At 58.0% G+C, this 24775-nt stretch carries 21 protein-coding genes; 18 read left to right on the top strand and 3 right to left on the bottom strand.

All coding sequences use genetic code 11. The annotated features are described in order from the left end of the window. Window positions 1–250: 250 nt before the first annotated feature. The 17 genes from pedF (at window position 251) to AXW11_RS17940 (ending at window position 20198) form a co-directional block, all read left to right on the top strand. Window positions 251–679 carry a cytochrome c-550 PedF gene (gene pedF, locus AXW11_RS17860; protein WP_041335220.1) on the top strand — a complete coding sequence of 143 codons (429 nt, stop codon included), beginning with the start codon at window positions 251–253 and terminating at the stop codon, window positions 677–679. A gap of 76 nt (window positions 680–755) precedes the next feature. Then, window positions 756–1712, top strand: coding sequence for a substrate-binding periplasmic protein (locus tag AXW11_RS17865; protein WP_041335224.1), 957 nt, complete (start codon window positions 756–758; stop codon window positions 1710–1712). Window positions 1713–1933: 221 nt separating this feature from the next. Next, window positions 1934–3709 (top strand): PQQ-dependent methanol/ethanol family dehydrogenase, encoded by a 1776-nt coding sequence (locus tag AXW11_RS17870; protein WP_091642767.1) that lies wholly within the window; start codon window positions 1934–1936, stop codon window positions 3707–3709. Between the two features lie 138 nt (window positions 3710–3847). Then, on the top strand, window positions 3848–4945 hold the full coding sequence (locus tag AXW11_RS17875; RefSeq protein ID WP_143071145.1) for an efflux RND transporter periplasmic adaptor subunit: 1098 nt from the start codon (window positions 3848–3850) through the stop codon (window positions 4943–4945). A 7-nt stretch (window positions 4946–4952) separates the two neighbouring features. Beyond that, the gene (locus tag AXW11_RS17880) at window positions 4953–8066 is read left to right on the top strand and encodes an efflux RND transporter permease subunit (protein ID WP_177190620.1); all 3114 of its coding nucleotides are present in this window, start codon (window positions 4953–4955) and stop codon (window positions 8064–8066) included. Between the two features lie 19 nt (window positions 8067–8085). Next, window positions 8086–8742 carry a CerR family C-terminal domain-containing protein gene (locus AXW11_RS17885; protein WP_258955203.1) on the top strand — a complete coding sequence of 219 codons (657 nt, stop codon included), beginning with the start codon at window positions 8086–8088 and terminating at the stop codon, window positions 8740–8742. Between the two features lie 111 nt (window positions 8743–8853). Next, entirely contained in the window at window positions 8854–10374 is a 1521-nt protein-coding gene (exaC, locus tag AXW11_RS17890) for an acetaldehyde dehydrogenase ExaC (RefSeq protein ID WP_075194290.1), read from the top strand. Between the two features lie 364 nt (window positions 10375–10738). After that, a complete protein-coding gene (gene pqqA, locus AXW11_RS17895) occupies window positions 10739–10810 on the top strand; it encodes a pyrroloquinoline quinone precursor peptide PqqA (protein ID WP_007153157.1) in 72 nt (23 codons plus the stop codon). A 52-nt stretch (window positions 10811–10862) separates the two neighbouring features. Beyond that, complete coding sequence (pqqB, locus tag AXW11_RS17900; protein ID WP_041335231.1) at window positions 10863–11792, top strand: pyrroloquinoline quinone biosynthesis protein PqqB; 930 nt, start codon at window positions 10863–10865, stop codon at window positions 11790–11792. Window positions 11793–11812: 20 nt separating this feature from the next. Then, complete coding sequence (pqqC, locus tag AXW11_RS17905; RefSeq protein WP_174447653.1) at window positions 11813–12544, top strand: pyrroloquinoline-quinone synthase PqqC; 732 nt, start codon at window positions 11813–11815, stop codon at window positions 12542–12544. Between the two features lie 11 nt (window positions 12545–12555). Continuing rightward, complete coding sequence (gene pqqD, locus AXW11_RS17910) at window positions 12556–12819, top strand: pyrroloquinoline quinone biosynthesis peptide chaperone PqqD (RefSeq protein WP_041336794.1); 264 nt, start codon at window positions 12556–12558, stop codon at window positions 12817–12819. Continuing rightward, a complete protein-coding gene (pqqE, locus tag AXW11_RS17915; RefSeq protein ID WP_177190621.1) occupies window positions 12816–13970 on the top strand; it encodes a pyrroloquinoline quinone biosynthesis protein PqqE in 1155 nt (384 codons plus the stop codon). The genes pqqD and pqqE overlap by 4 nt, the downstream gene beginning before the upstream one ends. Before the next feature lie 61 nt (window positions 13971–14031). After that, window positions 14032–15822 carry a S9 family peptidase gene (locus AXW11_RS17920; RefSeq protein ID WP_258955204.1) on the top strand — a complete coding sequence of 597 codons (1791 nt, stop codon included), beginning with the start codon at window positions 14032–14034 and terminating at the stop codon, window positions 15820–15822. Window positions 15823–15947: 125 nt separating this feature from the next. After that, on the top strand, window positions 15948–17720 hold the full coding sequence (locus tag AXW11_RS17925) for a CotH kinase family protein (RefSeq protein ID WP_258955205.1): 1773 nt from the start codon (window positions 15948–15950) through the stop codon (window positions 17718–17720). Beyond that, window positions 17720–18541 carry a polyphosphate polymerase domain-containing protein gene (locus AXW11_RS17930; RefSeq protein WP_091642775.1) on the top strand — a complete coding sequence of 274 codons (822 nt, stop codon included), beginning with the start codon at window positions 17720–17722 and terminating at the stop codon, window positions 18539–18541. Before AXW11_RS17925 ends, AXW11_RS17930 begins: the two co-directional genes overlap by 1 nt. Next, on the top strand, window positions 18502–19080 hold the full coding sequence (locus AXW11_RS17935; RefSeq protein WP_041335236.1) for a DUF4956 domain-containing protein: 579 nt from the start codon (window positions 18502–18504) through the stop codon (window positions 19078–19080). The genes AXW11_RS17930 and AXW11_RS17935 overlap by 40 nt, the downstream gene beginning before the upstream one ends. Next, window positions 19077–20198, top strand: a complete 1122-nt coding sequence (locus tag AXW11_RS17940) for an OprO/OprP family phosphate-selective porin (RefSeq protein WP_091642778.1) — start codon at window positions 19077–19079, stop codon at window positions 20196–20198. Before AXW11_RS17935 ends, AXW11_RS17940 begins: the two co-directional genes overlap by 4 nt. Here AXW11_RS17940 and AXW11_RS17945 read toward each other — a convergent pair. The 3 genes from AXW11_RS17945 to AXW11_RS17955 are packed head-to-tail and all read right to left on the bottom strand — an operon-like array spanning window position 20188 to window position 23638. Next, entirely contained in the window at window positions 20188–21564 is a 1377-nt protein-coding gene (locus AXW11_RS17945; RefSeq protein ID WP_041335239.1) for a sensor histidine kinase, read from the bottom strand. The genes AXW11_RS17940 and AXW11_RS17945 overlap by 11 nt on opposite strands. Continuing rightward, window positions 21561–22208: a response regulator transcription factor gene (locus AXW11_RS17950; protein ID WP_041336799.1), complete on the bottom strand. Its 648-nt coding sequence runs from the start codon at window positions 22206–22208 to the stop codon at window positions 21561–21563. Before AXW11_RS17950 ends, AXW11_RS17945 begins: the two co-directional genes overlap by 4 nt. After that, on the bottom strand, window positions 22205–23638 hold the full coding sequence (locus AXW11_RS17955; RefSeq protein WP_075194298.1) for a response regulator: 1434 nt from the start codon (window positions 23636–23638) through the stop codon (window positions 22205–22207). The genes AXW11_RS17950 and AXW11_RS17955 overlap by 4 nt, the downstream gene beginning before the upstream one ends. A gap of 200 nt (window positions 23639–23838) precedes the next feature. On the opposite strand from AXW11_RS17955, the gene AXW11_RS17960 reads away from it, so the two are divergent. Next, window positions 23839–24775 (top strand): iron-containing alcohol dehydrogenase (locus AXW11_RS17960; RefSeq protein WP_286792526.1); only part of this gene is annotated, 937 nt, incomplete at its 3' end.

Below are 24775 nucleotides of genomic sequence, written 5' to 3' on the forward strand. Positions count from 1 at the left end.
GTTTGTTGTTGTGCTTCCAGCTTAGAGAAGGGAAAAAGTCTCAGGAATATTCAGAAAGTAGGAATCTGCCGGTACTAAAGGATGAGATTTCTGCAGCAACCCCTCGCATCTACTACCAAGGAACTACACCAAAACCTCCAAAGTGGCATTCGGATTGAGCGGTGCGATTCCTAGACTGGGAGCAAGCACATTGGCGCCTGACAAAACCAACAGCCAATGGATGAGGAATCAAATAGCAGAGGTAGCAACAATGACCACGTCCTTTTCACTTCACACGCTGCTGGCAGCCGCTCTTTTGGGAGCTGCTGGTCTGGTAATGGCTCACGGCAACGTGACTCCACAGGAGGTGGACACTGGTGACCTGCCTGAACTCGGTGACGAAGTGCGATCGCAGAACCCGTTTCGGGAAGGCAATGAGTATGGCAAGCACAATGCCCAGGCCGTGACCGTGGGAGAGAGTGCGTACGCCGGCAACTGCGCAGGCTGCCACGGTATCCGCGCTATGTCCGGCGGCCTGACGCCCGACTTGCGTGAGCTGACCGAGTGGGATGACGAGTATTACGTTACCCGAGTGCTCAACGGCACTGACAGGGGCATGCCCGCCTGGAAGAAGACACTGGACCAGAACGCCATATGGGCCATTCGGACTTATGTGGAGTCTCTGCCGAAGCCGGAATGATCGCCTCACGGATGTTCACACAAAGCCTGTACTCAGGCCGGCCCTGTGCCGGCCTGACGTCGTTGGGGAGAAAACAATGAAAACACTGTCCCGTATTATCGTACTGATGCTGTTTTTCCAGGTGGTCCCGGCGCAGGAAGTGGACGACGGCGATCCGTTGCTGAACAGGCCTGCGGACCGGACCTACGACATCATTCTCGAATCCGGTTATCTGAAAGTCGGTGTTTATGAAAACTTCCCGCCGTACTCCTACGAGGTGAACGGAGAACCCCGTGGCATTGACGTGGAAGTGGGCAAGCAGATTGCCGAGGCCATGGGCGTTGAATTCCGGGTGCACTGGATTGTGCCTGATGAAAACCTGGGGGATGACCTCAGAAACAATGTCTGGAAAGGGCACTACCTCGCCAAGCGCCGGCTGGCAGACGTGATGATGCGGGTGCCTTATGACAAGCAATATGCCTACATGCAGGATTCCACCGGGGAATACATCAACGAACAGGTGGTGCTGTTCGGCCCCTACCAGCAGGAAACCTGGCAAATTGCCTTCAACCCCGAAAAGATCGAAGGCGTCGACACCGTCGCCAAGTTCCAGTATCACCCGATCGGCGTAGAGATCGACACCCTTCCGGACTTCTATCTGAGCTCCGGCTTGCAGGGTCGCATGCGTGAGCAGGTCAGGCATTACCCTAATGTTCGCGAGTCTTTCAACGCGATGCGCGATGGCACGGTAAGTGCCGTTATGGGCATGCGCGCCGAGATCGATCATGAGCTTGGGCGCCCTGGAAATACCGAATTTCAGCTGGCAGGGAACGGCTTCCCGGGTATCGGCAAGCAGGTCTGGGACGTGGGCATGGCCATCAAGCATACCCATCGCCAGCTCGGTTATGCGATCGAAGCCATTATCGGTGACCTGGTGAAATCCGGCGACATGCAAGCACTGTTTGCGGAGCTCGGGCTGCGATATAGCGTTCCCCAATATTATCGGGAATTTCTCAGCGAGGAAGCGTTGACTAAGGCCGAAGGTCAGCGTTGATGACTCCCCGCTTTATTTCGAGCGATACATCAAGCCCGCGAAGCCCTCGCGGGCTTTGTTTTTGGAGGTAGTAATACCAAGTGATGAGAAAACCAGTGCCGGGGGGTAATTGTTGGTTTTCGTCCCAAAGCGAAGAATCACTTCAGAGGCGGGAAAAGTTCCCGGTTCATCCTGAAACAAAAACGATAGCACCGAAAACAAGAGACTTGGAGAGCGCAACCATGACATCGAACAAGTTCGGGATTCGCATTGCGGCCAGTGCCCTGGCGCTGGCGGTATCGTATGGGGCCCAAGCGGTCACCGACGAAGACATCATGAACGATCATAAAACGCCGGGCGATATTGTCAGTTACGGCATGGGTACCCAGGGTCAGCGCTTCAGTATCCTGGAAGACCTTAACACCAGCAACATTCAATACCTCCAGCCAGCCTGGGCGTTCTCGTTTGGCAGCGAGAAAATGCGCGGCCAGGAGTCGCAGCCATTGATCAAGGATGGCGTGATGTATGTGACCGCCTCCTATTCCCGTGTTTACGCTATTGATGCCAGAACCGGCGAGGAGATCTGGCAGTACGACGCGCGTCTGCCCGACGGCATCATGCCCTGTTGTGATGTGGTTAACCGCGGCGTTGCCCTGTACGACGACAAGGTTATTGTCGGCACTCTCGATGCCAAACTCGTGGCTTTGAACAAAGACACCGGCAAGCCCATGTGGATCAAGAAGGTCGCCGACTACCAGGCGGGTTATGCCATTACTGCCGCACCTATCGTTGTCAAAGGCAAAGTGATCACCGGCGTTTCCGGTGGTGAGTTCGGTATTGTCGGCAAGGTGGAAGCCTACGACGCCAATACCGGTGAGCTGGTGTGGATGCGCCCGACTGTTGAAGGCCATATGGGCTATGTCTACAAAGATGGCAAGGCGGTTGAAAACGGCATTTCCGGCGGCAAAGCCGGACAGACCTGGCCGGGTGATATGTGGAAGAACGGCGGTGCTGCGACCTGGTTGGGTGGCACCTATGATCAGGACACCGACTCCCTGTTCTTCGGAACCGGTAACCCGGCACCCTGGAACTCACACCTGCGCCCTGGCGATAACCTGTTCTCATCCTCGCGGGTGGCAATCGATCCGGACGATGGCAGTATCAAATGGCACTTCCAGACCACGCCTCATGATGGCTGGGACTACGATGGTGTCAACGAGCTGATTTCGTTCGATTACAAAGAAAAGGGCAAAACCGTGAAAGCGGCGGCAACCGCTGACCGTAACGGCTTCTTCTACGTTCTGAACCGTGAGAACGGCGACTTTATCCGCGGCTTCCCATTCGTGGACAAGATCACCTGGGCTGAAGGCCTTGATCCGAAGACCGGTCGTCCGATCTTCAAGGACGGTGGCCGCCCGGGCGATCCTTCCGCAATGGAGGGAAGTAAAGGTGAAGTTGTTGTTGCCCAGCCGGCGTTCCTTGGCGGCAAGAACTGGATGCCCATGGCTTATAGCCAGGACACCGGGCTTTTTTATGTGCCGTCCAATGAATGGTCCATGGATATCTGGAACGAGCCAGTTTCCTACAAGAAAGGCGCGGCTTTCTTGGGTGCGGGCTTTACCATCAAGCCAGCTAATGACGATTACATCGGCGTGCTCCGTGCCATGGACCCAAAGACCGGCAAGGAAGTCTGGCGTTATGAAAACACCGCTCCGCTTTGGGGTGGTGTGATGACAACCGCTGGCAACCTTGTCTTCACTGGTACGCCCGAAGGCTATCTGAAGGCTTTTGACGCCAAGACCGGCGAAGAGCTGTATAAGTTCAACACCGGTTCCGGCGTTGTGGGTACGCCTGTCACCTGGACCATGGACGGCGAGCAGTACGTCTCGGTTGCCTCTGGCTGGGGAGGTGCGGTTCCGCTCTGGGGCGGTGAAGTGGCCAAGGTGGTAAAGGACTTCAACCAGGGCGGTATGGTCTGGACGTTCAAGCTGCCGAAGGATCGTGTTGCGAGCAACTGATCCCTGGAGTTTACCGACTCGGTATCGGGTCTAGAAGGGGCTGCCGGAAGGCAGCCCTTTTTTATGGTACATCCTTTCAGTTTTAATCAAATGATTATATGATGCCTTAATCAGGTGATTAAACAGGGGTGGCTTGTGGTGCTGGTAATCATTCTTGCGGTGCTGATACTGGCCGGCTGCTCGCCGGCTTCTGAACCACTGGATACCTCGTCTCCGCCACGGCTAGTGGACGTGGCAAATGTTGAGCCGGCTGAATCGATGTCCTGGATGACCTTGCCGGGCCGGGTGGAATCAAGCCGAAGAACCAAGCTGAGCTTTGAAGTAACTGGCCAGGTGGAGTATCTGGCCCTGGATGTTGGCGATGCCTTTCAGCGTGGCGATATCCTCGCAAGGTTGAATGGCGAGCGCTACCAACTGACGTATGAACGCAGTAAGGCGGCAGAGGTGGAGGCCAGGACAGGCCTTGCTGACGTTCAGCGCGAGCTACGGCGGCTGACAAGGCTGCGCCAGGGCGGGCATACCAGTGAAGCTACCCTGGAAAACGCAGAGGCAGCCGTGGCTGGTGCCAGGGCCAGGGTGGACTCCGCCGTCGCGTCCCGGAAACTGGCAGCGCGGGATCTGGAACAGACAAGCCTGCGGGCACCGTTCGATGGCACTGTGGCACGCAGGCACGCTGAACCCGGGCAACGAGTGGCGGCCAACGAGGTCATCTTCAACCTTGTTTCAAGTGGCGACGGTTTTGACGTGTTGACCCGGGTGCCGGAGAACGTCATCGGGCAGGTTCAGGCAGAAAGCCTCCAGTCAGTGTCAGTGCCCGCACTGGACGGCGCACAGACGACCGCGCGGGTAACACACATTGGCAGTCACGCCGCTGACGGGAATGATTACCCGGTTATCCTCCGTATGACTGGGTCCATGGCGGGGCTTCGCTCTGGTATGACCGCTGAAGTTTCTTTCAAGATAGCGACCGATAGCATGACCACGTCGGTTGACTCCTTTCGTGTGCCACTGACTTCCCTGTTATACCCAGTCCTGGGTGAGCCTCGGGTTCTGCTGCTTGATGACGCTAACCAACTGGTCTCCGTGCCGGTGAAAGTACTCTCGGTAGCAGACGGCGAGGCGGTGGTCACCGGGGGCCTGCAAGTGGGGCAGAAAGTTGTCGCGCGCGGTGTCGAGTTTGTCTCGATAGGTGACCGCGTCAGCATTCTGGGCCAGGGCCCACAACAGTTCCATTGAGGTGGTCATGAACCTCTCCCAGCTCGCGTTCCGTTTCCGTCCGGTTGTCCTGTTGGCCACCGTGGCCGCCATGTTCTTTGGCGCGTTCAGCTACCTCTCGCTTCCCACCAGGGAGGATCCCAGTATTACCGTCCGCGAGGCGGTGGTCAGTACCCGTTTTGCTGGCTTACCCGCCGAGCAGGTCGAGGAATGGATCACCAAGCCGCTGGAAACCCGGATTCGACAGGTTGCCGAGGTGGAGCATATCCGGTCCACCTCGATGCGGGGGCAGTCACTGATTCATGTTGAGATTCAGGATCGCTACTTCGATCTGGCTCAGATCTGGGATGACGTGCGCCAGAAGGTGGAGAGTGCCCGCAGTAAATTACCGGAGGGGACTGAGGCGCCAGTCGTCAATGACGATTTCGGTAATGTGGCCGTGGTCACTGCTGCGCTCACCTCAGATCAGTTCAGCCAGGCTGAACAACTGCAGATTGCCGAACATGTGCGCGCCCGTCTGTATGGTGTGGAGGGAACCCGTAAGGTGGAGTTGCACGGTGTGCAGCCGGAACGCATCTACATCGATGTCAGTGAATCCCGCCTTGCCAATCTTGGGCTGACGCCGGTTCAGTTGGCCTCACAGCTTAGTGATCGAAACGTTATCTCACCGGCGGGCGTTATGGAATCCGGAGAGCAGCGGCTGGCACTGCAGGTGTCGGGTGCGTTTCCGGACTTGGAAGCCCTGCGGGCATCGGACATTCGGTTGCCCGATGGTGGCTCCCTTCGCCTGGCGGACCTTGGAGCGGTCAATCGGGGATATCTGGATCCTCCCGCTAACACCGCTTACCACAATGGCAAGCGTGCAATTGTATTTGCCATCTCCATGGCTGATGGCTATAGCGTCCTTGATTATGGCGAAGCCGTAAGGGCTCGCCTGGACAACATCGGGGCCAGCCTGCCGGCGGGCTATAACCTGGACATCATGACGTTCCAGGCGGACCAGGTGGCCAATGCGGTCTATGGCGTCAGCCTCAGTGTGATACAGACCCTGGCTATTGTTCTGGCGGTTGTGGTTCTGTTTCTGGGCATTCGCACCGGCCTGATAGTCGGCTCAACGGTACCGGCAGTCATGCTCGTAACCCTGGCATTGATGGGGCTCTTCGACATGACGTTGCAGCGCATGAGCCTCGCAACCCTCGTCATTGCCCTGGGGCTGTTGGTGGACAACGCGATCGTCGTTGCGGAGGACTTCAAAGTCCGCCTGGCGGAGGGTAAGTCTCGTGACTTGGCGCTGAAACAGACCGGGGGTGAACTGGCTATGCCCCTTCTGTCGTCCACGCTGACCACCATTCTGGTCTTCCTGCCACTGATGTTGGCGGAACATGTCTCGGGCGAATATACCCGGTCGATATCAATAGTGATTGCCCTGTCGTTGCTGACGTCCTGGCTGCTGTCGATGACAGTGGTGCTGATATGGTGTCATCGCTTCATGCAACGCCCCGCTGATGATTCCGATAGCAGTGCACCTCAGCAACAAACCGGGCTGGCGGCATTATCCGAGCGCCTGTTCCGGGCTATGTCCAGTGGGTATGAGGTAGTGCTCAGACGCTGCCTGCGGCATCGGCCGTTATTCCTGATAGCGGTGGTGGCTTTGCTGTTTCTAGGCATTGGATTGATGCAGGTGGTGCCCAAGAAGTTCTTTCCCGATTCAGACCGGCATCAGGTATTGGTCTACCTGGATCTGCCATCTGACAGTGCGTCCTCTGCAACGGACCAGCAGGTTCAGGCGGTCAGCCGGTCGCTCACCGAATCTCTGGGTGACAAACTGACGGGTGTGGCGGCCTACGCCGGATTTGGTGGTCCCAGGTTCGTGTTGTCACTCACCCCCATCGATCCGGCGCCGAATAGAGGCTTCCTGGTGTTGAACGTGGCAAAGAGGGACCAGATGGCATCGGTGATGACAGCGGCGCGGCAACTGCTGGCTAAGGAGTTTCCGCAACTGTCCTCCCAGGTCACCCGGATGTTCCTCGGGCCTTCAGATTCCAACCTGCTGGAGATTCTGGTCAAGGGGCCAGACCGAGAGGTGCTCTACGATACTGCGGCAAAGGTGGAGGCAGAACTCCGCGCTATGCCGGGGGGCAGGGACGTGCGTCAGAGCTGGGAAGCACGCATACCGTCATTGCGTATCGAGGTTAACCAGGCACAGGCGGATCGCGCCGGTGTCACCTCTGCCGATATTGCCAGCTCGCTGAAAGGAGCCATTGATGGTTATCAACTGAGCCAGTTACGCCAGGGCGACACCCTGGTGCCCATTGTGTTGCGTTACCCGCCTGAAGTGAGGTCCCGATTGGAGCGCCTGAAATCGCTAGTGGTCTACCCGCTGAACGACCCTGGTGAGGGTGTTCCCCTGAACCAGGTGGCGACAATCGGGCTGGACGATGGCTACTACCGGATCGACCGGCACAATCTGGTTCGCGCCATTACCATCGAAGGACGAAACGATGCTTTGACTGCCGAGGACATGATGCCTCGCATTACCCCAACACTGAGATCCCTGGAGGCCTCTTTGCCGCCGGGCCATTGGGTTGAGTTTGACGGCGTGGTGGTGCAGTCCGCCGAAGGGCAGGCCTCGATGCAAGCCAACCTGCCATTGTGCCTGGGGTTGATCCTGATCCTGCTGGTAGCCCAGTTCAATTCCTACAAGCGCCCGCTGTTGATCGTGGTCACCATTCCCCTGGTGATACTGGGCGTATCAATGGGCCTATTGGCATTGCGGGCGGATTTCGGGTTCATGGTACTTTTGGGGATCTACAGCCTGGCCGGCATTATCATCAATAATGCCATCGTGCTGATCGAACGAATCGACCGGGAACGTCGTGACGAGGGGCATTCGCTGCAGGAGGCCGTTGTCCGCGCCTCCGTTCGACGGCTCAGGCCCATTGTCATGTCGGCTGCCACGACCATCCTCGGACTGTTGCCGCTGATTGTGGGTAAAGATCCGCTATTCTATGCCATGGCCAGCGCCATGGCCTTTGGTTTGGGCCTGGGAACCCTGATGAGTCTGGGCGTGGTGCCGGTGCTGTACACCTACTTTTTTGCCCGCGAATCAGGGAAGATGCCTCATGCAACCGAGACAACATAGTGCATTTGGAGAGAAAGCAGTGGCAAACGAGCTGGGCAAAGCCGAAGACGAAACCGCCCAAAAACTGATCCTGGCGGGCATGGAGTTGTTTGGTCAATATGGTTTCAAAGGCACCACGACCCGCATGATTGCCGAAGCCGCCGATTCCAATATCGGCTCCATTGCCTATTACTTCGATAATAAGACTGGCTTGTACCACGCCATTGCCCGGCATATTGCCCGGCGCATGAGAGAAGTTTTCGGTTTTACTGGCGAGCAATCGGCTGCAAGCGCCAGTGATTGCGATCAGGCCCTGGCCCAACTCGAACTCATCGTGAAACGCATGGTTCGCCAGTTCGCCCAGGCCCCGGAGGCTCGCCGCTGGCTCATGTTGGTGATGCGCGAACAGGCCAGTCCCACTGAGGCGTTTGATATCCTCTACGAGGAAACCTTCGAACGTGTCCATGTGCACCTGACCCGCCTGATTGCGGTCGTGATGGACCGGTCACCCGACGAGCGCCGGGTCATCATCGAGGCCCATACCGTCATGGGTCAGATTGTCTTTTTCCTTGTAGGCCGCTTCCCATTACTACGCAGGCTTGGGATAGAGGACGAATTCCCTCCTGACGTCGTGGACACTGCCGAACAGGTGGTAATTTCCCACCTCCATGCCCTGGCGTTTACTACCAAGGGATGAGTTTTTCACCTCCATCGAATCATTCAACTATCCAGTGCCGGGGTCTACATTGAATAGGTAAACGCGCAAGGCCGCGTTGTCCTGCGACAAACACAACAAGAGGTCGAGACCATGATCTACGCACAACCTGGTAAGGAAGGCTCCGTCGTCTCCTTCAAACCCCGTTACGAGAACTACATCGGCGGCGAGTGGGTCGCCCCGGTCAAGGGTCAGTACTTTGAAAACATCACGCCGGTGACCGGCGATGTCATCTGTGAGATCCCCCGCTCCTCGGCCGAAGATATTGACCTGGCTCTGGATGCCGCCCACAAGGCCGCGCCAGCGTGGGGAAAAACTTCGACCACTGAGCGTTCCAATATCCTGCTGAGAATTGCCGACCGTATCGAGCAGAATGTTGAAATGCTGTCGGTCGCCGAAACCTGGGATAACGGCAAAGCCGTTCGCGAGACACTGAACGCCGACATTCCTTTAGCGGTTGACCACTTCCGTTACTTTGCCGGTTGTATCCGCGCCCAGGAAGACACGTCCAGCGCCATCGACAACAACACTGTGGCCTATCATTACCATGAGCCACTGGGTGTGGTTGGCCAGATCATTCCCTGGAACTTCCCACTGCTGATGGCTGTGTGGAAACTGGCACCTTGTCTGGCAGCCGGCAACTGTACGGTGATGAAGCCAGCCGAGCAGACGCCAGCCAGCATCCTGATCCTGATGGACCTGATTGGCGATCTGTTACCCCCGGGCGTGGTTAACATCGTCAACGGCTACGGCATTGAAGCGGGCCAGGCCCTGGCCACCAGCAAGCGTATTGCCAAGATTGCCTTCACCGGCTCCACACCGGTGGGCTCCCACATTCTCAAATGCGCGGCCGAGAACATCATCCCCTCTACTGTAGAGTTGGGCGGCAAGTCTCCGAACATCTACTTCTCAGACGTAATGCAGGCTGAGCCGGAGTTTATCGACAAGTGTGTGGAAGGCCTGGTGCTGGCGTTTTTCAACCAGGGTGAAGTCTGTACCTGTCCGTCCCGTGCGCTGGTGCAGGAAGACATGTACGAGGAGTTCATGGCCAAGGTTGTTGAGCGCACCAAGTCCATCAAACGTGGTAACCCGCTCGACACCGATGTGCAGGTCGGCGCTCAGGCCAGCAAGGAGCAGTTCGACAAGATTATGTCCTACCTCGACATCGGCAAGCAGGAAGGCGCGGAAGTGCTGACCGGCGGTGGCCGTGAGGAGATGGATGATGCCTACAACAATGGCTTCTATGTTCAGCCCACGCTGTTCAAAGGCAAGAACAACATGCGTGTGTTCCAGGAGGAAATCTTCGGCCCGGTGGTGGGCGTAACCACCTTCAAGGACGAGGAAGAAGCCCTGGCCATCGCCAACGATACCGAGTTCGGTCTGGGTGCCGGTCTCTGGACCCGCGACATCAACCGTGCCTATCGCATGGGCCGCGCCATCCAGGCGGGCCGCGTATGGACCAATTGTTACCACCAGTACCCGGCGCACGCTGCCTTCGGTGGTTACAAGAAGTCCGGCGTTGGCCGCGAGAACCACAAGATGGCGCTGGACCATTACCAGCAGACCAAGAACCTGTTGGTCAGCTACGATATCAACCCGCTGGGCTTCTTCTAAGTCGGCCAATAATTGTTGTGCCCGGGCCCTCCCACACAGGCCCGGTGGCGAGTCAGCACATGGATGTGCACATTCCTCCCCGGTGTCTGGCCGGGGTGCATCTCTACCGGGTTGTAGTTGACTGGTGGGGGTGGATGGGTCTTCCTGCCATTTTTAGGTCCTTCCCAGGGCCTTTTTTTGTGTCTGCGCCGTCGTTCACCGGAATGGGTCGAAAGGATGAATTTCTGGGCCCGGGTCGGCCGGAAATCAGTGCCAAAGTACCATACTTGCCTTTTCGTGGACTGGGTAGGATTGAAGGTGAGTTACCGGATGACCGGTTAACGGATCCTCAATGCCACAACAATCATCACAAGAGGTAAGCGTTATGTGGACCAAGCCAGCCTATGAAGACCTGCGGATCGGCTTCGAAGTCACCATGTACTTCGCCAACCGCTGAGAAGTGATGGCCAGCCTCGTGCGCTGGCCATTTTGCTTCTGGAGTTTTCGTTATGCAGATTCGTATCCTCGGTTCCGCCGCCGGCGGAGGGTTTCCCCAGTGGAACTGCAATTGCGCCAACTGTGATGGCTTCCGCAAAGGGACTCTGAACGCCAGCGCACGTACCCAGTCATCCATCGCCATAAGCGAAGACGGCGAGCACTGGATTCTCTGCAACGCCTCTCCTGACATTCGTGCTCAACTGGCAAGCTTTGATGCCATGCAGCCGGCGCGTGCGCTTCGGGATACCGGAATTAACGCGGTGTTGCTGTGCGACAGCCAGGTGGATCACACCACCGGTTTGCTGATGTTGCGCGAGGGGTTGCCCCTGGACGTGTGGTGTACCGCCCAGGTGCATGAAGATCTGAGCAGCGGCTTTCCACTGTTTCGCATGCTCACCCACTGGAGCGGTGGCCCCCAGTGGCATGAAGTACCCTGTACCGATCAACAGTCTTTTTCCATTCCCTGCGCCCCGGCGTTGCGGTTGACGGCCATTCCGTTACTCAGTAATGCGCCGCCGTATTCGCCGCGCAGGAATAATCCCCACCCGGGAGACAACATTGGGCTTTTCATAGAAGACACTCGCAGTGGTGAAACCGTCATGTACGCCCCGGGGCTCGGGCAGCCCGATGAGCAGATTCTGCAGTGGATGCGCAAAGCCGACACGCTGCTGGTGGATGGTACCGTTTGGCACGACGATGAAATGTTGCGCTGCGAGGTGGGTACCCGTACCGGTCAGGAAATGGGGCATCTTGCCCAGAGCGGCCCCGGGGGCATGATCGATGTGCTGGATACCATGCCAGCACGCCGGAAAATCCTTATCCATATCAATAACACCAACCCCATTCTCAACGAAGACTCCCCGGAACGGGCCGTGCTGGCCAGGCACGGCATTGAGGTGTCGTTTGACGGCATGCATCTGGATATGGAGGTGCCCTCGTGAACGCACTCGCTACACCTGTCATGAATCGCGGGGATTTCGAGCAGGCCCTGCGGGCAAAGGGCCAGTACTACCACATCCACCATCCGTACCATAAAGCCATGTATGGCGGTGATTGTACTCCCGAGCAGATTCGTGGCTGGGTCGCTAACCGGTACTACTATCAGATCAACATTCCCCGCAAGGACGCAGCGATCATGGCCAACTGCCCGGATGCCTCAGTGCGCCGGTTGTGGCTCCAAAGAGTACTGGATCATGATGGGCACAGTGACGACGAAGGCGGTATCGAGGCCTGGCTGAGCCTGGCGGAAGCCGTAGGGCTAACCCGGGACGAGGTCCTCGACCAGCGCCACGTGCTGCCGGGTGTGCGGTTTGCGGTAGACGCGTACCTGAACTTTGCCCGACGGGCGACCTGGCAGGAAGCGGCCTGTTCCTCCCTGACGGAGCTGTTTGCACCCGAGATTCACCAGTCCCGGCTCGATAGCTGGCCCCTGCATTATCCCTGGATCCAGACCGATGGTTATGCCTATTTTCGCAAGCGGCTGTCGGAAGCGCGCCGTGACGTGGAGCATGGTTTGACGATTACCCTGGATCACTTTACCACCGCGGCACAGCAGGCCCGTGCCCTGGAAATCCTTCAATTCAAACTGGATATCTTATGGTCTATGTTGGATGCCCTGACTATGGCTTATCAGCACCGCACGCCGCCGTACCACACCGTAACCAACCAGCCAGTCTGGCACCGGGGGGTGTAGTGGCCACGCCCATGGAGCGCACACCGCGACTTCGCCCGGGTTTCCGCTTCCAGTGGGAGCCGGCCCAGAACGCCTATGTGCTGTTGTATCCCGAAGGTATGGTGCGGTTGAACGACAGCGCCGGGGCGGTGCTGAAGGAAGTGGATGGCCAGCGCACGGTGGCCGATATTGTCGCTATCCTGGAACAGCAGTTCCCCGATGCGGGATCCCTGGCAAACGATGTCAGTGATTTCCTCAAGGACGCCGAACAGCAGCATTGGATACTGTTTCCATGAGTCAGCACGACACCATGCCGGCGGGCGATCGCCCTGGTATTGGTCCGCCCCTATGGCTGCTGGCGGAATTGACCTACCGCTGTCCACTGCAGTGCCCTTACTGTTCCAACCCACTGGATTTCGCGCAGACCCAGCAGGAATTAAGCACCGAAGAGTGGGTCAGGGTGCTGCGCCAGGGCCGTGAGATGGGAGCAGCCCAACTGGGCTTTTCCGGCGGCGAACCGCTGGTGCGTCAGGACCTTCCGGAGCTGATTGCAGAAGCCAGGCAGCTGGGCTATTACACCAATTTGATAACCTCCGGCCTGGGGCTCACCGAGGCCAAGGTGAACGCCTTCCGCGACGCCGGGCTGGACCATATCCAGGTCAGTTTCCAGGCCTCAGACTCGGAACTGAACAACGCCGTGGCCGGCTCACGCAAGGCTTTCGAGCAGAAGCTGGCGATGGCCCGTGCGGTAAAAGAAGCGGGTTACCCCATGGTGCTCAACTTTGTGATCCATCGGCACAATATCCACCAGATGAACGATATCATCAGCTTGTGTGAGCGATTGGGTGCGGATTACGTGGAGTTGGCTACGTGTCAGTACTACGGCTGGGCGTTTGAAAACCGCGAGGGGTTGATGCCTTCCAAGGCTCAGCTGGAAAAGGCAGAGGCCGAGGTAAACATCTATCGCAAACGCCTGGCAGATGGCGGCTCGGCGATAAGATTGATCTTTGTTACCCCGGACTATTACGAAGAGCGGCCAAAAGCCTGCATGAACGGGTGGGGCAGTTTGTTTCTCACCGTGGCGCCGGACGGCACCGCCTTACCCTGCCACAGCGCCCGCCTGTTACCCATTGAGTTTCCCAATGTACGGGATTCCTCGCTACACTCCATCTGGTATGACAGCCCGGGTTTCAACCATTACCGGGGTGACAGCTGGATGCCAGAGCCGTGCCGGTCCTGCGACGAAAAAGGAAAGGATTTCGGCGGCTGCCGATGCCAGGCCTACCTGCTGACCGGTAATGCCGACAACGCCGACCCGGTTTGTAGTAAATCACCCCATCATGACCGCATCCTCGCCGCCCGCCAAGCGGCGGACCATGCCACCGCCGGGTTGGAGGAGCTGACCTATCGCAACGCCAACAACTCCCGGTTGTTCTTCAGGGGCTGATGCGCCCCGTGAGCCAGATGCAACGACAAAGCTGACGTCAGAACAGGCCTCGTCGGCGCTTTTGCAGCGTACAGAGCTAGCGGCATCTGCGACCGGTGTATTCTGGCTGGAGTCCGACCCGGTCAGTGGTGGCAATGTGATAATGACCTTGGAGGCGGGTGTCGGGATTCCTTTGCTCTCTCGCAGCTTCAGCGCTCGCAGCCAGGTTAACGGTTATGGAGGTGGTGCGCTGTGTGCCGGGCCCGAAAGCGTATTCGCCGTCGAGGCGTCCGGGCAGCAGGTTTATCACATTGATACGGCCACAGGGGCGTGCTCTCCACTCACTGACGACGATGCCTGCTATGGCGGACTCTCCTGGGACGCGGCGCATCACCGGGTGTTGGCAGTGCGTGAGGCGAACGGCCGCCAGCAACTGATGGGTATTGCCCTAACGGACAGTGAATCAGCGAACTGCATACTCCACGAGTCGGAAGACTTTTACAGCGCCCCGACGGTATCGGCCGACGGGCGGCACCTGGCCTGGGTGAGCTGGTCACTGCCGGACATGCCCTGGGTTGCCTCCGTACTCTGGACAGCATCGATTCAGCGGGACGGCTCACTGACCCAGGCGCGACGCTGGCCCTCGCCTTCAAAAGGCAGTGTGCAGCAGCCGATATTTGATGGCGACGACGTGATTGTGTTGTCGGATCATGAGGGGTGGTGGCAACCGTGGCGACTGGCGTCCAGTGGGCAATGGCACTTGCTGGATGGCACGCGGGAGGATCATGCCAGCGCCCCCTGGCAACTGGGCGAGCGTCACCACCAATGCCTTCCCGACGGTGGCTGGGTACGTGTGCGGTACCAGGCCGGAGTCGGGCAGTTGTGGTTGTGTTCAGGGAATGAAGAAACAGGCGTGCGGATCGCAAGGGAGTACGTCGACTTTCGATGCCTGGTTGTGCAAGGCCAGAGGGTGCTGTGTATTGCCCGCTCGTCCACCCGGCTCGACACAGTGTTGTCGGTCGATTGGGCAACCGGACATGCCGAGCCGCTGTCCGGTGGCGAAGAGCCCTTTCCTGAAATGACGCTGTCTCAGCCGGAACTCTTTAGCGTTCCGACATCGGCCGGTGGTGGCGATCCCGTCAGCGGTTTTTTCTACCCGCCAATGCTATTCGCTTCTGTTCGTAAGTCGGTGCCAGTTATTCTGATTGCCCATGGAGGCCCGACCTCTACGGCGTATCCGGTTCTCAACCTACAGACTCAGTTCTGGTGTCACCAGGGCTTTGCTGTGGCTGAGGTGAATTACCGCGGCAGTTCGGGCTTCGGCCGGGCCTTTCGCATGGCGTTGGCGGGCAGCTGGGGACAAGTAGACGTGGCGGATATGGAACGTGCTGCTCGCTGGCTGGTCGCCAACAAAGCCGTTGATCCCGCCAGGCTTTTCATCCAAGGCCGCAGTTCGGGCGGTTATACCGCATTGCTGGCCATGGTCCAAACCGACGTGTTTGCGGCGGGCGCCAGCCAGTTCGGTGTCAGTGATCCCCGGCGGCTGAGAGCGATGACGCATCGATTTGAATCCGGTTATCTGGACTGGTTGTTGGGATCTCCCGACGACTGTCCCGACAACTGGCAGCAGAGGTCGCCACTGGCTCAGGCAGATCGCCTCTGTCGACCGATGATCTTTTTCCAGGGTGCGCAGGATCGGGTGGTGGTCCCGCAGCAGACCACTGCCATCGTCAATGCGCTGCGTCGCAATGGTGGCTCTCCGGAGGTGTATGTGTACCCTGACGAGGGTCACGGATTTCGCAAGCAGAGCAACGTTGCCGATATGCTGGAACGATTGCTTCGGTTTTATCGCAGGCAGTCGACCGATCAGTAATGTGACGCCTGTCCGCTTTCCCGTTTCGCTGTAAGACAGTCTTACATACAGTTTTCAGTCCCCCCGACAATACTCTTCCATCAGACAAGAAACCGGCCAATTCGGCCTGATGTGGGGACAAAACAATGAAAATAGGGACTGATGGATTTCCGGGAAAGGCAGTCGTTCTGCTGGGCGCTCTGGCGGTATTGACCGGCTGCGGTGGCGGTGGGAGCAGCAGCGAATCCAGCCCGTCGGATTTTGACGCACCGGTAGAGCCGGTTAACATCGGCGGCGATGGCGATATTTTTGACCCGGAGCGCCTGCTCGACGTGGAAATCACCATGTCCGCCAGCAACTGGCGAACATTGAAAGCCGAGGCGCGAACGTTGGCTGAAACCTCCCGCGAATGCCTGCCCGAGTTCGAGTACACCGAGTTGCCCGCCACCGTCACCATCGACGGCGATACCATGGGCAACGTGAACGTGCGGAAAAAAGGCTTTATCGGTTCACTCAGCCCGGACCTGCCTTCTCTGAAACTGGATTTTAACGACCTGCAGGAAGGGCGCACTTACCAGAACGTGTCCCGTATGACCCTGAACAACAATCGTCAGGATCCTTCTAATGTCCGTCAATGCCTGGCTTACGACCGGTTCCGGGATATCGGTATCGCGGCGCCGCTATGCAACTACGCCCAGGTGACCGTCAATGGCGAGGATTTGGGGGTTTTTGCCCATGTTGAACCTATCCGGAAGCCCTTTTTGCGGCGCACGTTTGGCGATGACTCGGGCAATCTGTATGAGGCGCAGCAGGCCGATTTCGGCAACTATCTGATCCGCCGGTTCGAGACCAAGACCAACGAAGACGCCAACAACCGCTCTGATCTGCAAGCCGTTGCGGACGCCATGGCGCTGGATGATGAGGCGATGATGGACGTGTTGCCCCAATTGCTGGATGTGGATGAGTTCATCCGTTTCTGGGCCATGGAAACCTTGCTGGGAGCGTGGGATTCAGCGAGCGGCAACGCCAATAACTTTTACCTCTACCATTCTCCGGACGATGGGCTGTTCCACTTCATCCCCTGGGGTGCCGATACCGCCTTTCGTGGAACCCATCCCCTGAAGCCTGGCTCCGCGCCTCTGTACCGTAACTTCCGTCTGGCGGAGCGGCTTTATGGGATGCCGGAATACCGCCAGCAATACCTGGACGCGCTGGAAGACCTGTTGGCCAACCACTGGGACGAAGAAGCGATGCAGCTGGAGATCGAGCGGGTGATGGTGTTGACTGGGACCACGGAGGCCGACGTTGAAAGTGTTGAAAGCTTCCTGCTTGGCACCGGCATGCCCGGAGACGACGGGTATGAGCGATCGCAACGGGAGGTGTTGCTCAGCGCCATCGCCGGAAACGAGCCGGAAGAGGCGGTGACCTTGCTGGAGGATACCCAGCCGGACTGCTCCGAGCCAGCCACCACCAATCTGACTGCCAGTGTTTCAGCGGTATCCGGCACAGACTCCGGAGTATTCAGTTTCACCTTACCGGATGGTCGACAGGTCAGCGCGAGCCTGACGTTCGCTGCCTTTGAAGTAGACAGCCTGGTGTACTCCGTTGACACCGAGCTGGCTCCCGCCGTGCACAGTTTGCTGCTGATTGGTGTCGACGCCGCCCAGGGCTTCAAGCCTTATGTGTTGCAGGTATTTATCGAAGACACCGATTACATACCCGGAACCCATAAACTCCATGGCTTTGCCACCAATGCGCTGCTCTTTGAAGTGGATGAATCCGTACCTGGCGACGTGGTGTCACTGGCGCTGGGGGCGACCGGCACCATCACCCTCAACAGCGTAGGCAGCGGCGCAAACGCCGGCGATGTGGATATGGACATCGACATGACCATGGAATACCTGCCGGGTACTGAATAATGGCCAGTTGTTTCAGCCTGAACGCATTTGAATCCCACTCACTGGCGGATCAGAGCTCGTCAGCGTTGATGGATCGGGTGGATACCAAGTATCTGATCGACGCTGCCGAACTGAACCAGTGTCTGGCAGAGCTGACGGCAGAGTACACGGTGCTGGAGATGAACGGGTGTCGGGGAATGGCATACGACACGCTCTATTTCGATACGCCCGGCCGGCAGCTCTACCTCGATCACCACAATGGCAAACTGAACCGCGTAAAGGTCCGCACTCGCCACTACCGGGCCACCGGTGAGCGTTTTCTCGAGGTCAAGGTCAAGACCAACAAACTGCGCACCTCCAAACAGAGAATGGTATTGACCGGGGCGGAGCCAGACGCACGAATTCTGCGTCACTTCCTTCAAGAGCAATTGGGCCTGCCGGCGACACGGATGCTGCCGGCTCTTTTTGTTCATTACCATCGCATCACGCTGCTCAGCAGAACCGGTCACGAGCGGGTTACCGTGGATACGGATATCTGCTTCGAGCATAGCGGGGAACACCAGCGGATCGGGTTGCCGGGCGTTGTGTTGGTGGAGGTCAAATCGTTGCGCCATCAGCGGCGTTCACCCGTTCTGGACATCCTGAAAAGGATGGGCCACAGGCCCGTCAGCTTCAGCAAATACTGCATCGGCACGGCGCTGCTGTGCCGGGGCCGGATCAAGGCCAACCGCTTCAAGCCAGTGTTGTCGAAGCTTGATGCGCTCAGGGCCCCGAGAGAATACCGCTACTTCAAGGAGTCATCATGGAATCTGCAGTTGATGTCCATTTCTTTATCCGCCTGATCATTAACCTGATCTCAGTTTTCATCCTGATCCGTTGTTACTACGCATTTTCCCACCATCGTGAAAACGCCGCCTCGTTCATCCTGTTTGGCGTGGGTGTGTTCCTGGTCACGGCGTTACTGAATTCGGTGACCGTGTCCATGGGTTTCGCCTTTGGGTTGTTCGCGGTGTTCTCGATGTTGCGATACCGCACCGAAGCATTGGGCATCAAGGAAATGACCTATCTGTTTCTGGTGATCGCCATGGCGCTGTTGGCGGCCGTCGGGAACGTGGCGCATTGGGTGTTGGCGTGCCTGAATGGCCTGGTGATCGCCATCGCCTTGTTGCTGGAAACCCGAATGATGTTGCCATTGTGCGGCGAGAAGGACATCGAGTACGAAAAAATTGACCTGATTCACACCGACCGTCAGGACGAACTGATTGCCGACCTGCGATCTCGGACTGGCCTGGATGTGAATCGGGTGGATGTGGTTTCCGTGAGCTTTCTGCGGGATACAGCGCAGCTAAGGATGCATTACCGCATGGAGCAGGGATCATGATGGGCGATCTGCGCTGGGCAATGCCGGTGATGTGGCTGATGGCCTGCTTTTCCCTGCAGGTGCGTGCAGACACCACTGATTTTGAGGCCGACATCGGCGGCTACGCGGTGGGTGGTGTGGACCATTACGGCGCCTTCTATGATGAGGAGGGCGTTGACTCGACCACCAACACGGTTCTGCGGAAACTCAGGCTCGGACTCGAGCTGGCCTATGGCGAACACTGGTCCTTCGAGCTTGATGGTGACTACCAGTACGACGGCGATGAGCAAGTACTGGAATTCGATGACGTCTGGTTGCGATACGATGGTTTTGGCTGGGGTGGTGTCCAGGTGGGGCAGATGAAAGAGCCTTTCGGTTTTGAGCGTACCAGTGGCTATTCCAGCCTGATGACCAACGAACGCTCCCTGGCGACCAGCGCCTTTGCGCCGGGGCGCTCCGAAGGCGTGATGGTCAACCGGGCCGGTAAAAAGGCCACCTGGGCACTGGGCGTGTTCCGGGAAGATGCCGATGCCAAGTCGCCCAGGGCGGTAACGGGCCGCGTGACCTTTGCCCCACTTCGCTCTGAACACCAGACGGTCCACCTGGGGTTGGCCGGCTCCTGGCGAGACTTGCGCGGCGAACGGTTTCAGATACGCGACCATGGGGAGGTCTACAGTGCCGACAATGTGATCCGAAGCCCGCGCTTTGATGCGGATGACCTGGCGTTACTGGGTGGTGAGTTTGCCTGGACTCGCGGTTCGGTCACCTTCACCTCGGAGGCGATGACCCAGCGAGTCAGGCAGGTCGGGGGCGATGAGTGGCAATTCAGTGGCGGCTATGCCCAACTGGGTTATCTGCTCACGGGCGAACACCGGGGGTATAGCCGGGGCGAGTTTGACCGCATTGACCCACTCAGCCATCTGGGGGCCGTCGAGCTGGTGGCGCGCTGGAGTGGGGTGGATCTCCGGCAGCGGGATGTGGGCGCCGAAGCCTCCATAGCGATGCTGGGGATCAACTATTATTGGCGTAAATCGGTTCTGCTGAGGGTGAATTACCTGATTCCGACCATCAGCGGCAATGCTTTGATGGCAAACCCCGATGGGGATGCGGTCACCGTGCGTGCCCAGCTCAGGTTCTGACGCGATCGGCCTCCAGGGGCAGCGCCAGTGTCACCCGCGTCCATTGCCCCAGCGCACTGCTAATCGACAGTGTCCCACCGTGGTGGCGCAGGATGGTCTGGCAAATGCTAAGGCCCAGCCCGAGGTTTTCCGGTGTGTCACTGGTCGAATAGAAAGGATCCGTCAGGCGACGTATCTCCTCCTCGGGAATGCCGCAGCCATTATCGGCCAGTGTGATATCAAGGGTCCGGGCATCGCGAGTCGTCGACACATGAATGATGGCGGGCTGACGATCCAGTTGGCTCTGAAGCGCCGAGGCAGCATTGAGAAACAGATTCACGAACACCTGAGTCAGCGCCGAAGGGTAGCAAGGTACTGTTAGGGTTTCCGGTACGTCGATCTCCAGGTCAATGCCGCGCAGTTTGTGTTTGGTGAAGCGCGTGGCGGCATTGATAAGCCCCGTGAGGTTTGCCAGTTCTTTGGCGTGCTCCGGATGAGGGACAGAGAAATCGATAAGGTCCGAGACGATGTCGGCAATGCGTTTCTGATGCGCCGCGGCATCGTCGATCGCTTCGCCCAGTTCGGGGTCTTCGTTGATATCCTTTGCGTACTGCAGCGCCTGCACGGAGCAGTTGACCGGATTCATGATTTCATGGAGCAGGCCCTTGGCCATGTGACTGAGGGCCTGATGCTTCTGTTGCTGGATCAGGTTTTCCTCAGTCACCTGAAGCGTTCGCAGAGTGCGGCTCAACATCCGGTTTCTGTCGCGCAACAGGAACTGCAGCGCCAGGATGTTTCGCACGAAGCGACGAAAAAAAACGGCTAACAACGGTGAAATGACCAGGCACATCAGAACCAGCCAGTTCAACAACACTTCCTGTAGCTTGGTTGCCACATCCGCTGCGGGTACCGCGGCCCAGGTAGCGGCGTAGAGAAACGCCAGATTGATGGCGATCATGATCAGGGTATGCCGTGGCGACAGTGTCACGATGCCGAGGAAGCTGATGAAGAAGTAGAGCCCGATCGTCGGTGTGAGATCTCCACCGGTTTTGATAAAGGCAAGATAGCTGAACAGGGCCATGTTCAGGAAAACCAGATACATGATCAGTGGCGTGCGAAAACGCACGGCCTTGAATCGGTGGGCCACAATGAGACAGGAGAGAATCGTGGTGTAGACAAACAGTCCGCTCGGAACGTTGGCAGGGCCAAGCTGTGTGGCCAGCGTCATCATGTGCGCAAGGGTTCCGATCAGTGTGATTAGCAGCGAGACGTCCGCAAAGACCGGCAGGAAACGGAACCGGGATTGGGCGCTGTAGAAACGCTCGAACTGTCGTTGCTTGCGCGGAGTAAGTTGCTGAACCTGTTTCAGGCCGTCGAGTATTTTCATGAGTCGAGATTGTTCCTGAAGCGTTTCATGAACAGCATCAGATCCGGTTGCCGTTCAAAGCCCATCTTGATGAATATTCGGTCCTTGTAGGAGTGCACTGTTTTATAGGAAACCCCGAGTCGATCCGCAATGGTCTTGAACGCGACCCGATCCGCCATGAGGCGTGCCACTTCCCGTTCACGGGCAGATAGCGCGTGAAACGCCTCCAGATCTGGTGATGTTGTGGTAGCGGGTGCCTGGCACGAGTCCGCGTCCACATACACTTGCCCGTTGCGAATGTAGTGCAGGGATCGAATGAGTTCCTGTACTGACTGAGTCTTGGCCACAACCGTTTTGATGCCTGACTCCAGATAGATCGCCAGGCGGGCTGGAGAGACCGGTCGCTCGACCAGCAGTAGCACAGACAGCGCGGGGTGATTGGAAAGGGCCACTTCGGCGATGGTCAGGCCATCGTTGTCCTGCAGGGCTTCCTCAATGATCAGCACGGTAGGCCTGACGGTCGGCAACTGCTCCAATGTATCGACACCGGTTGCGGACTCGCCCACCAGATCAATGTTCTCTTCAAGAAGCAGCTGATAGAGGATGGCGTCCCGGTACAGGCGCTTGTCGATGGTGACGTACAGCCGGATATCATCTTTTGTCACGGCTGCCGGCTCCCGCCCGAGGGCGCGCGCAGAGGCAACGACAGCTCAAGGGTGAAGCGTTGTTGGCCTCCCTGAAGGAGAACTTGGCCGCCCTGTTGTTGGGCCATGATGTAGAGCGCAAGCAAGGCGCCCTGTTGCTTCAGTAATTGGCTGGAAACACGCGCCATTGGCGAAAGGACATGACTGTATAGGTGGAGGTTCTTGCCGGCTTCCAGCCGAAGGGTCGTGACGTCCTCATCCTGCTCTCTTATGAGGTGGTCACGGCTCATTCCGGACGCGCTCAACAGCACATCCAGCGCTGACTGAATGGCGTCGGGCAGGGTACCGTTGTTGGGAACGGCGTCGGTTAACGGTATCTCCAAATACCGAGTCAGTTCGGCGCGTAGCCCGCGGACCAGAGCGTTATCCAGAGCCTCAGGGCTATGGTCACGAAAGTGGGAGGCGCCGGGAGGCAAGGTGCTGATGGCGTCCATATCCCTCAGGAAATTCTGTATCACGTCCCGTGACGCCAAGGGAACTGATGGCGATTCGGTCAGAGCCCTGAGAAGAGCGGCTTTTCGCCGTTCGCGAACGCCCTCGAAACGCTCAGCAAGTGCAAATTGCCACTGCTCCGATTTCTGGCGCGATGCGTGGTGCTGAGCAATAGCGTCGTCCAGCACCGGGAGCAGGGATGCGGCATGCCACGGCTTCTTCTGATAACGGAAGATTCGCCCCTGATTAACCGCGCCCAGCGCAACGTCCAGTTCCCCGTAGGCCGATGTGAGGATGCGAGTAATATGGGGATAGGACTGTCGCATCTCGTTGATCAACTGCAGTCCTTTCATGCCTGGCATGCGCTGATCTGTCATCAGGACTGCAGTCCGGTGACCTTCCTGATGGAGAGTCTCCAAAGCCTGCTGAGCGCTGGCGGCGCAGCGGATTTCGAAGCGGTCCTGCATCCGCATCAGCTGTTTGCTCAGGTACTTGGTCGCCGATTGTTCGTCGTCAACGATTAGTACCAGCGGCTTGGGGTGTTCGCTCTCGACGGGAGTGGGCCCGGCGTTATCCTGTACCGACATGGTGGCTGCAAACAGGTCGGTGCGTACGAGGTTGATGTCCCAAGGCTTGGCGTAGCAGCGGTCGACAACCCTATTCTCCAGCAAGTGAATGATCTGATCGAGGGAAAACTGGCCGCCAATGACGATTCGCAAGCAGCAGCCACCATCGCTGACCTGCTGAAGTAGAGAAGACGCCAGCAACTGATCGGTGTCGGTGGTGATGAATACGAGCGCGTCGGGCAGGGATCGGCCCCGTGCAATGGCGGCCAGGGCCTCTTGGTCAGAGGAGTAGCTGTCAATTGAAAATGCCCCGGCAAAATCCTGGAGAAAAGCATCCCGATCGTCTTCCCGGTCGTACCTGAGAAGTACCCGATGTGGTTGATCAGCGGACATGTGAGCTGGATCCTTGGAGACAGGTTGGCCGAGCGATAATACCAATCGGGTATCGACCCGAATGTAGGAACATCCTACGCTGTTTGGGTGCCGAAAATCCCGGCACAGGTCTCAGGATGAGGAACCAGATGAGAAGGCACCCGGGTTGGGTTAAACTCCGGGTGAGACATAATAACAACGACATAATGGCGAGACCTTACATGAGCTACGACATTTCCTCCCTGCGCAAGTTTGTGTCCCCCGAGATCATCTTTGGTGCCGGCTCACGCAAGGCAGTAGCCAACTTCGCCAGTAACTTTGGTGCTCGACATGTGTTCCTGGTATCTGACCCTGGCGTGGAGAAAGCCGGCTGGGTTGCGGAAATCATGGATATCCTGGTGGCAGCGGGTCTCCGTGTCACGGTATTTACCGGCGTCTCAGCCAATCCGAAAGTGGACGAAGTCATGGCCGGGGCTGAATTGTATAAGTCCAGCCAATGTGACGTGATTGTCGCCATCGGCGGCGGCAGCCCCATGGACTGCGCCAAGGGTATCGGCATTGTCAGTGCCCATGGCCGGAACATTCTTGATTTTGAGGGTGTGGACACCATTACTTCGCCCTCGCCCCCGATGATCCTGATTCCCACCACGGCGGGGACATCCGCCGATGTCTCCCAGTTCGCGATCATTTCCGACCCCAGCCGGCGCTTCAAGTTCTCCATCATTAGCAAGGCGGTGGTGCCGGATGTGTCGCTGATCGACCCGGAAGTGACGGAAACCATGGACGCCTACCTGACGGCCTGTACCGGGGTGGACGCCATGGTGCACGCCATTGAAGCCTATGTCTCCACTGGTAGCGGGCCGCTGACGGACACCAACGCCCTGGAAGCCATCCGGCTGATCAACCGTCATCTGGAGCCGCTGGTACTGAACACCGCCAATGTGCACCTTCGAGAGCAGATCATGCTGGCGTCCATGCAGGCCGGCCTGGCGTTTTCCAATGCCATCCTGGGGGCGGTGCATGCCATGTCCCATAGTCTCGGTGGCTACCTTGATTTGCCCCATGGCCTTTGCAACGCCCTGCTGCTGGAACACGTTGTAGCGTACAACTACACCTCGGCAGAGGACCGGTTCCGGCGCGTGGCGGAGGCCATGGATA

Origin of the sequence: Marinobacter sp. Hex_13, assembly GCF_001566815.1 — a bacterium.
GTDB classification, from domain to species: Bacteria; Pseudomonadota; Gammaproteobacteria; order Pseudomonadales; family Oleiphilaceae; genus Marinobacter; species Marinobacter salarius.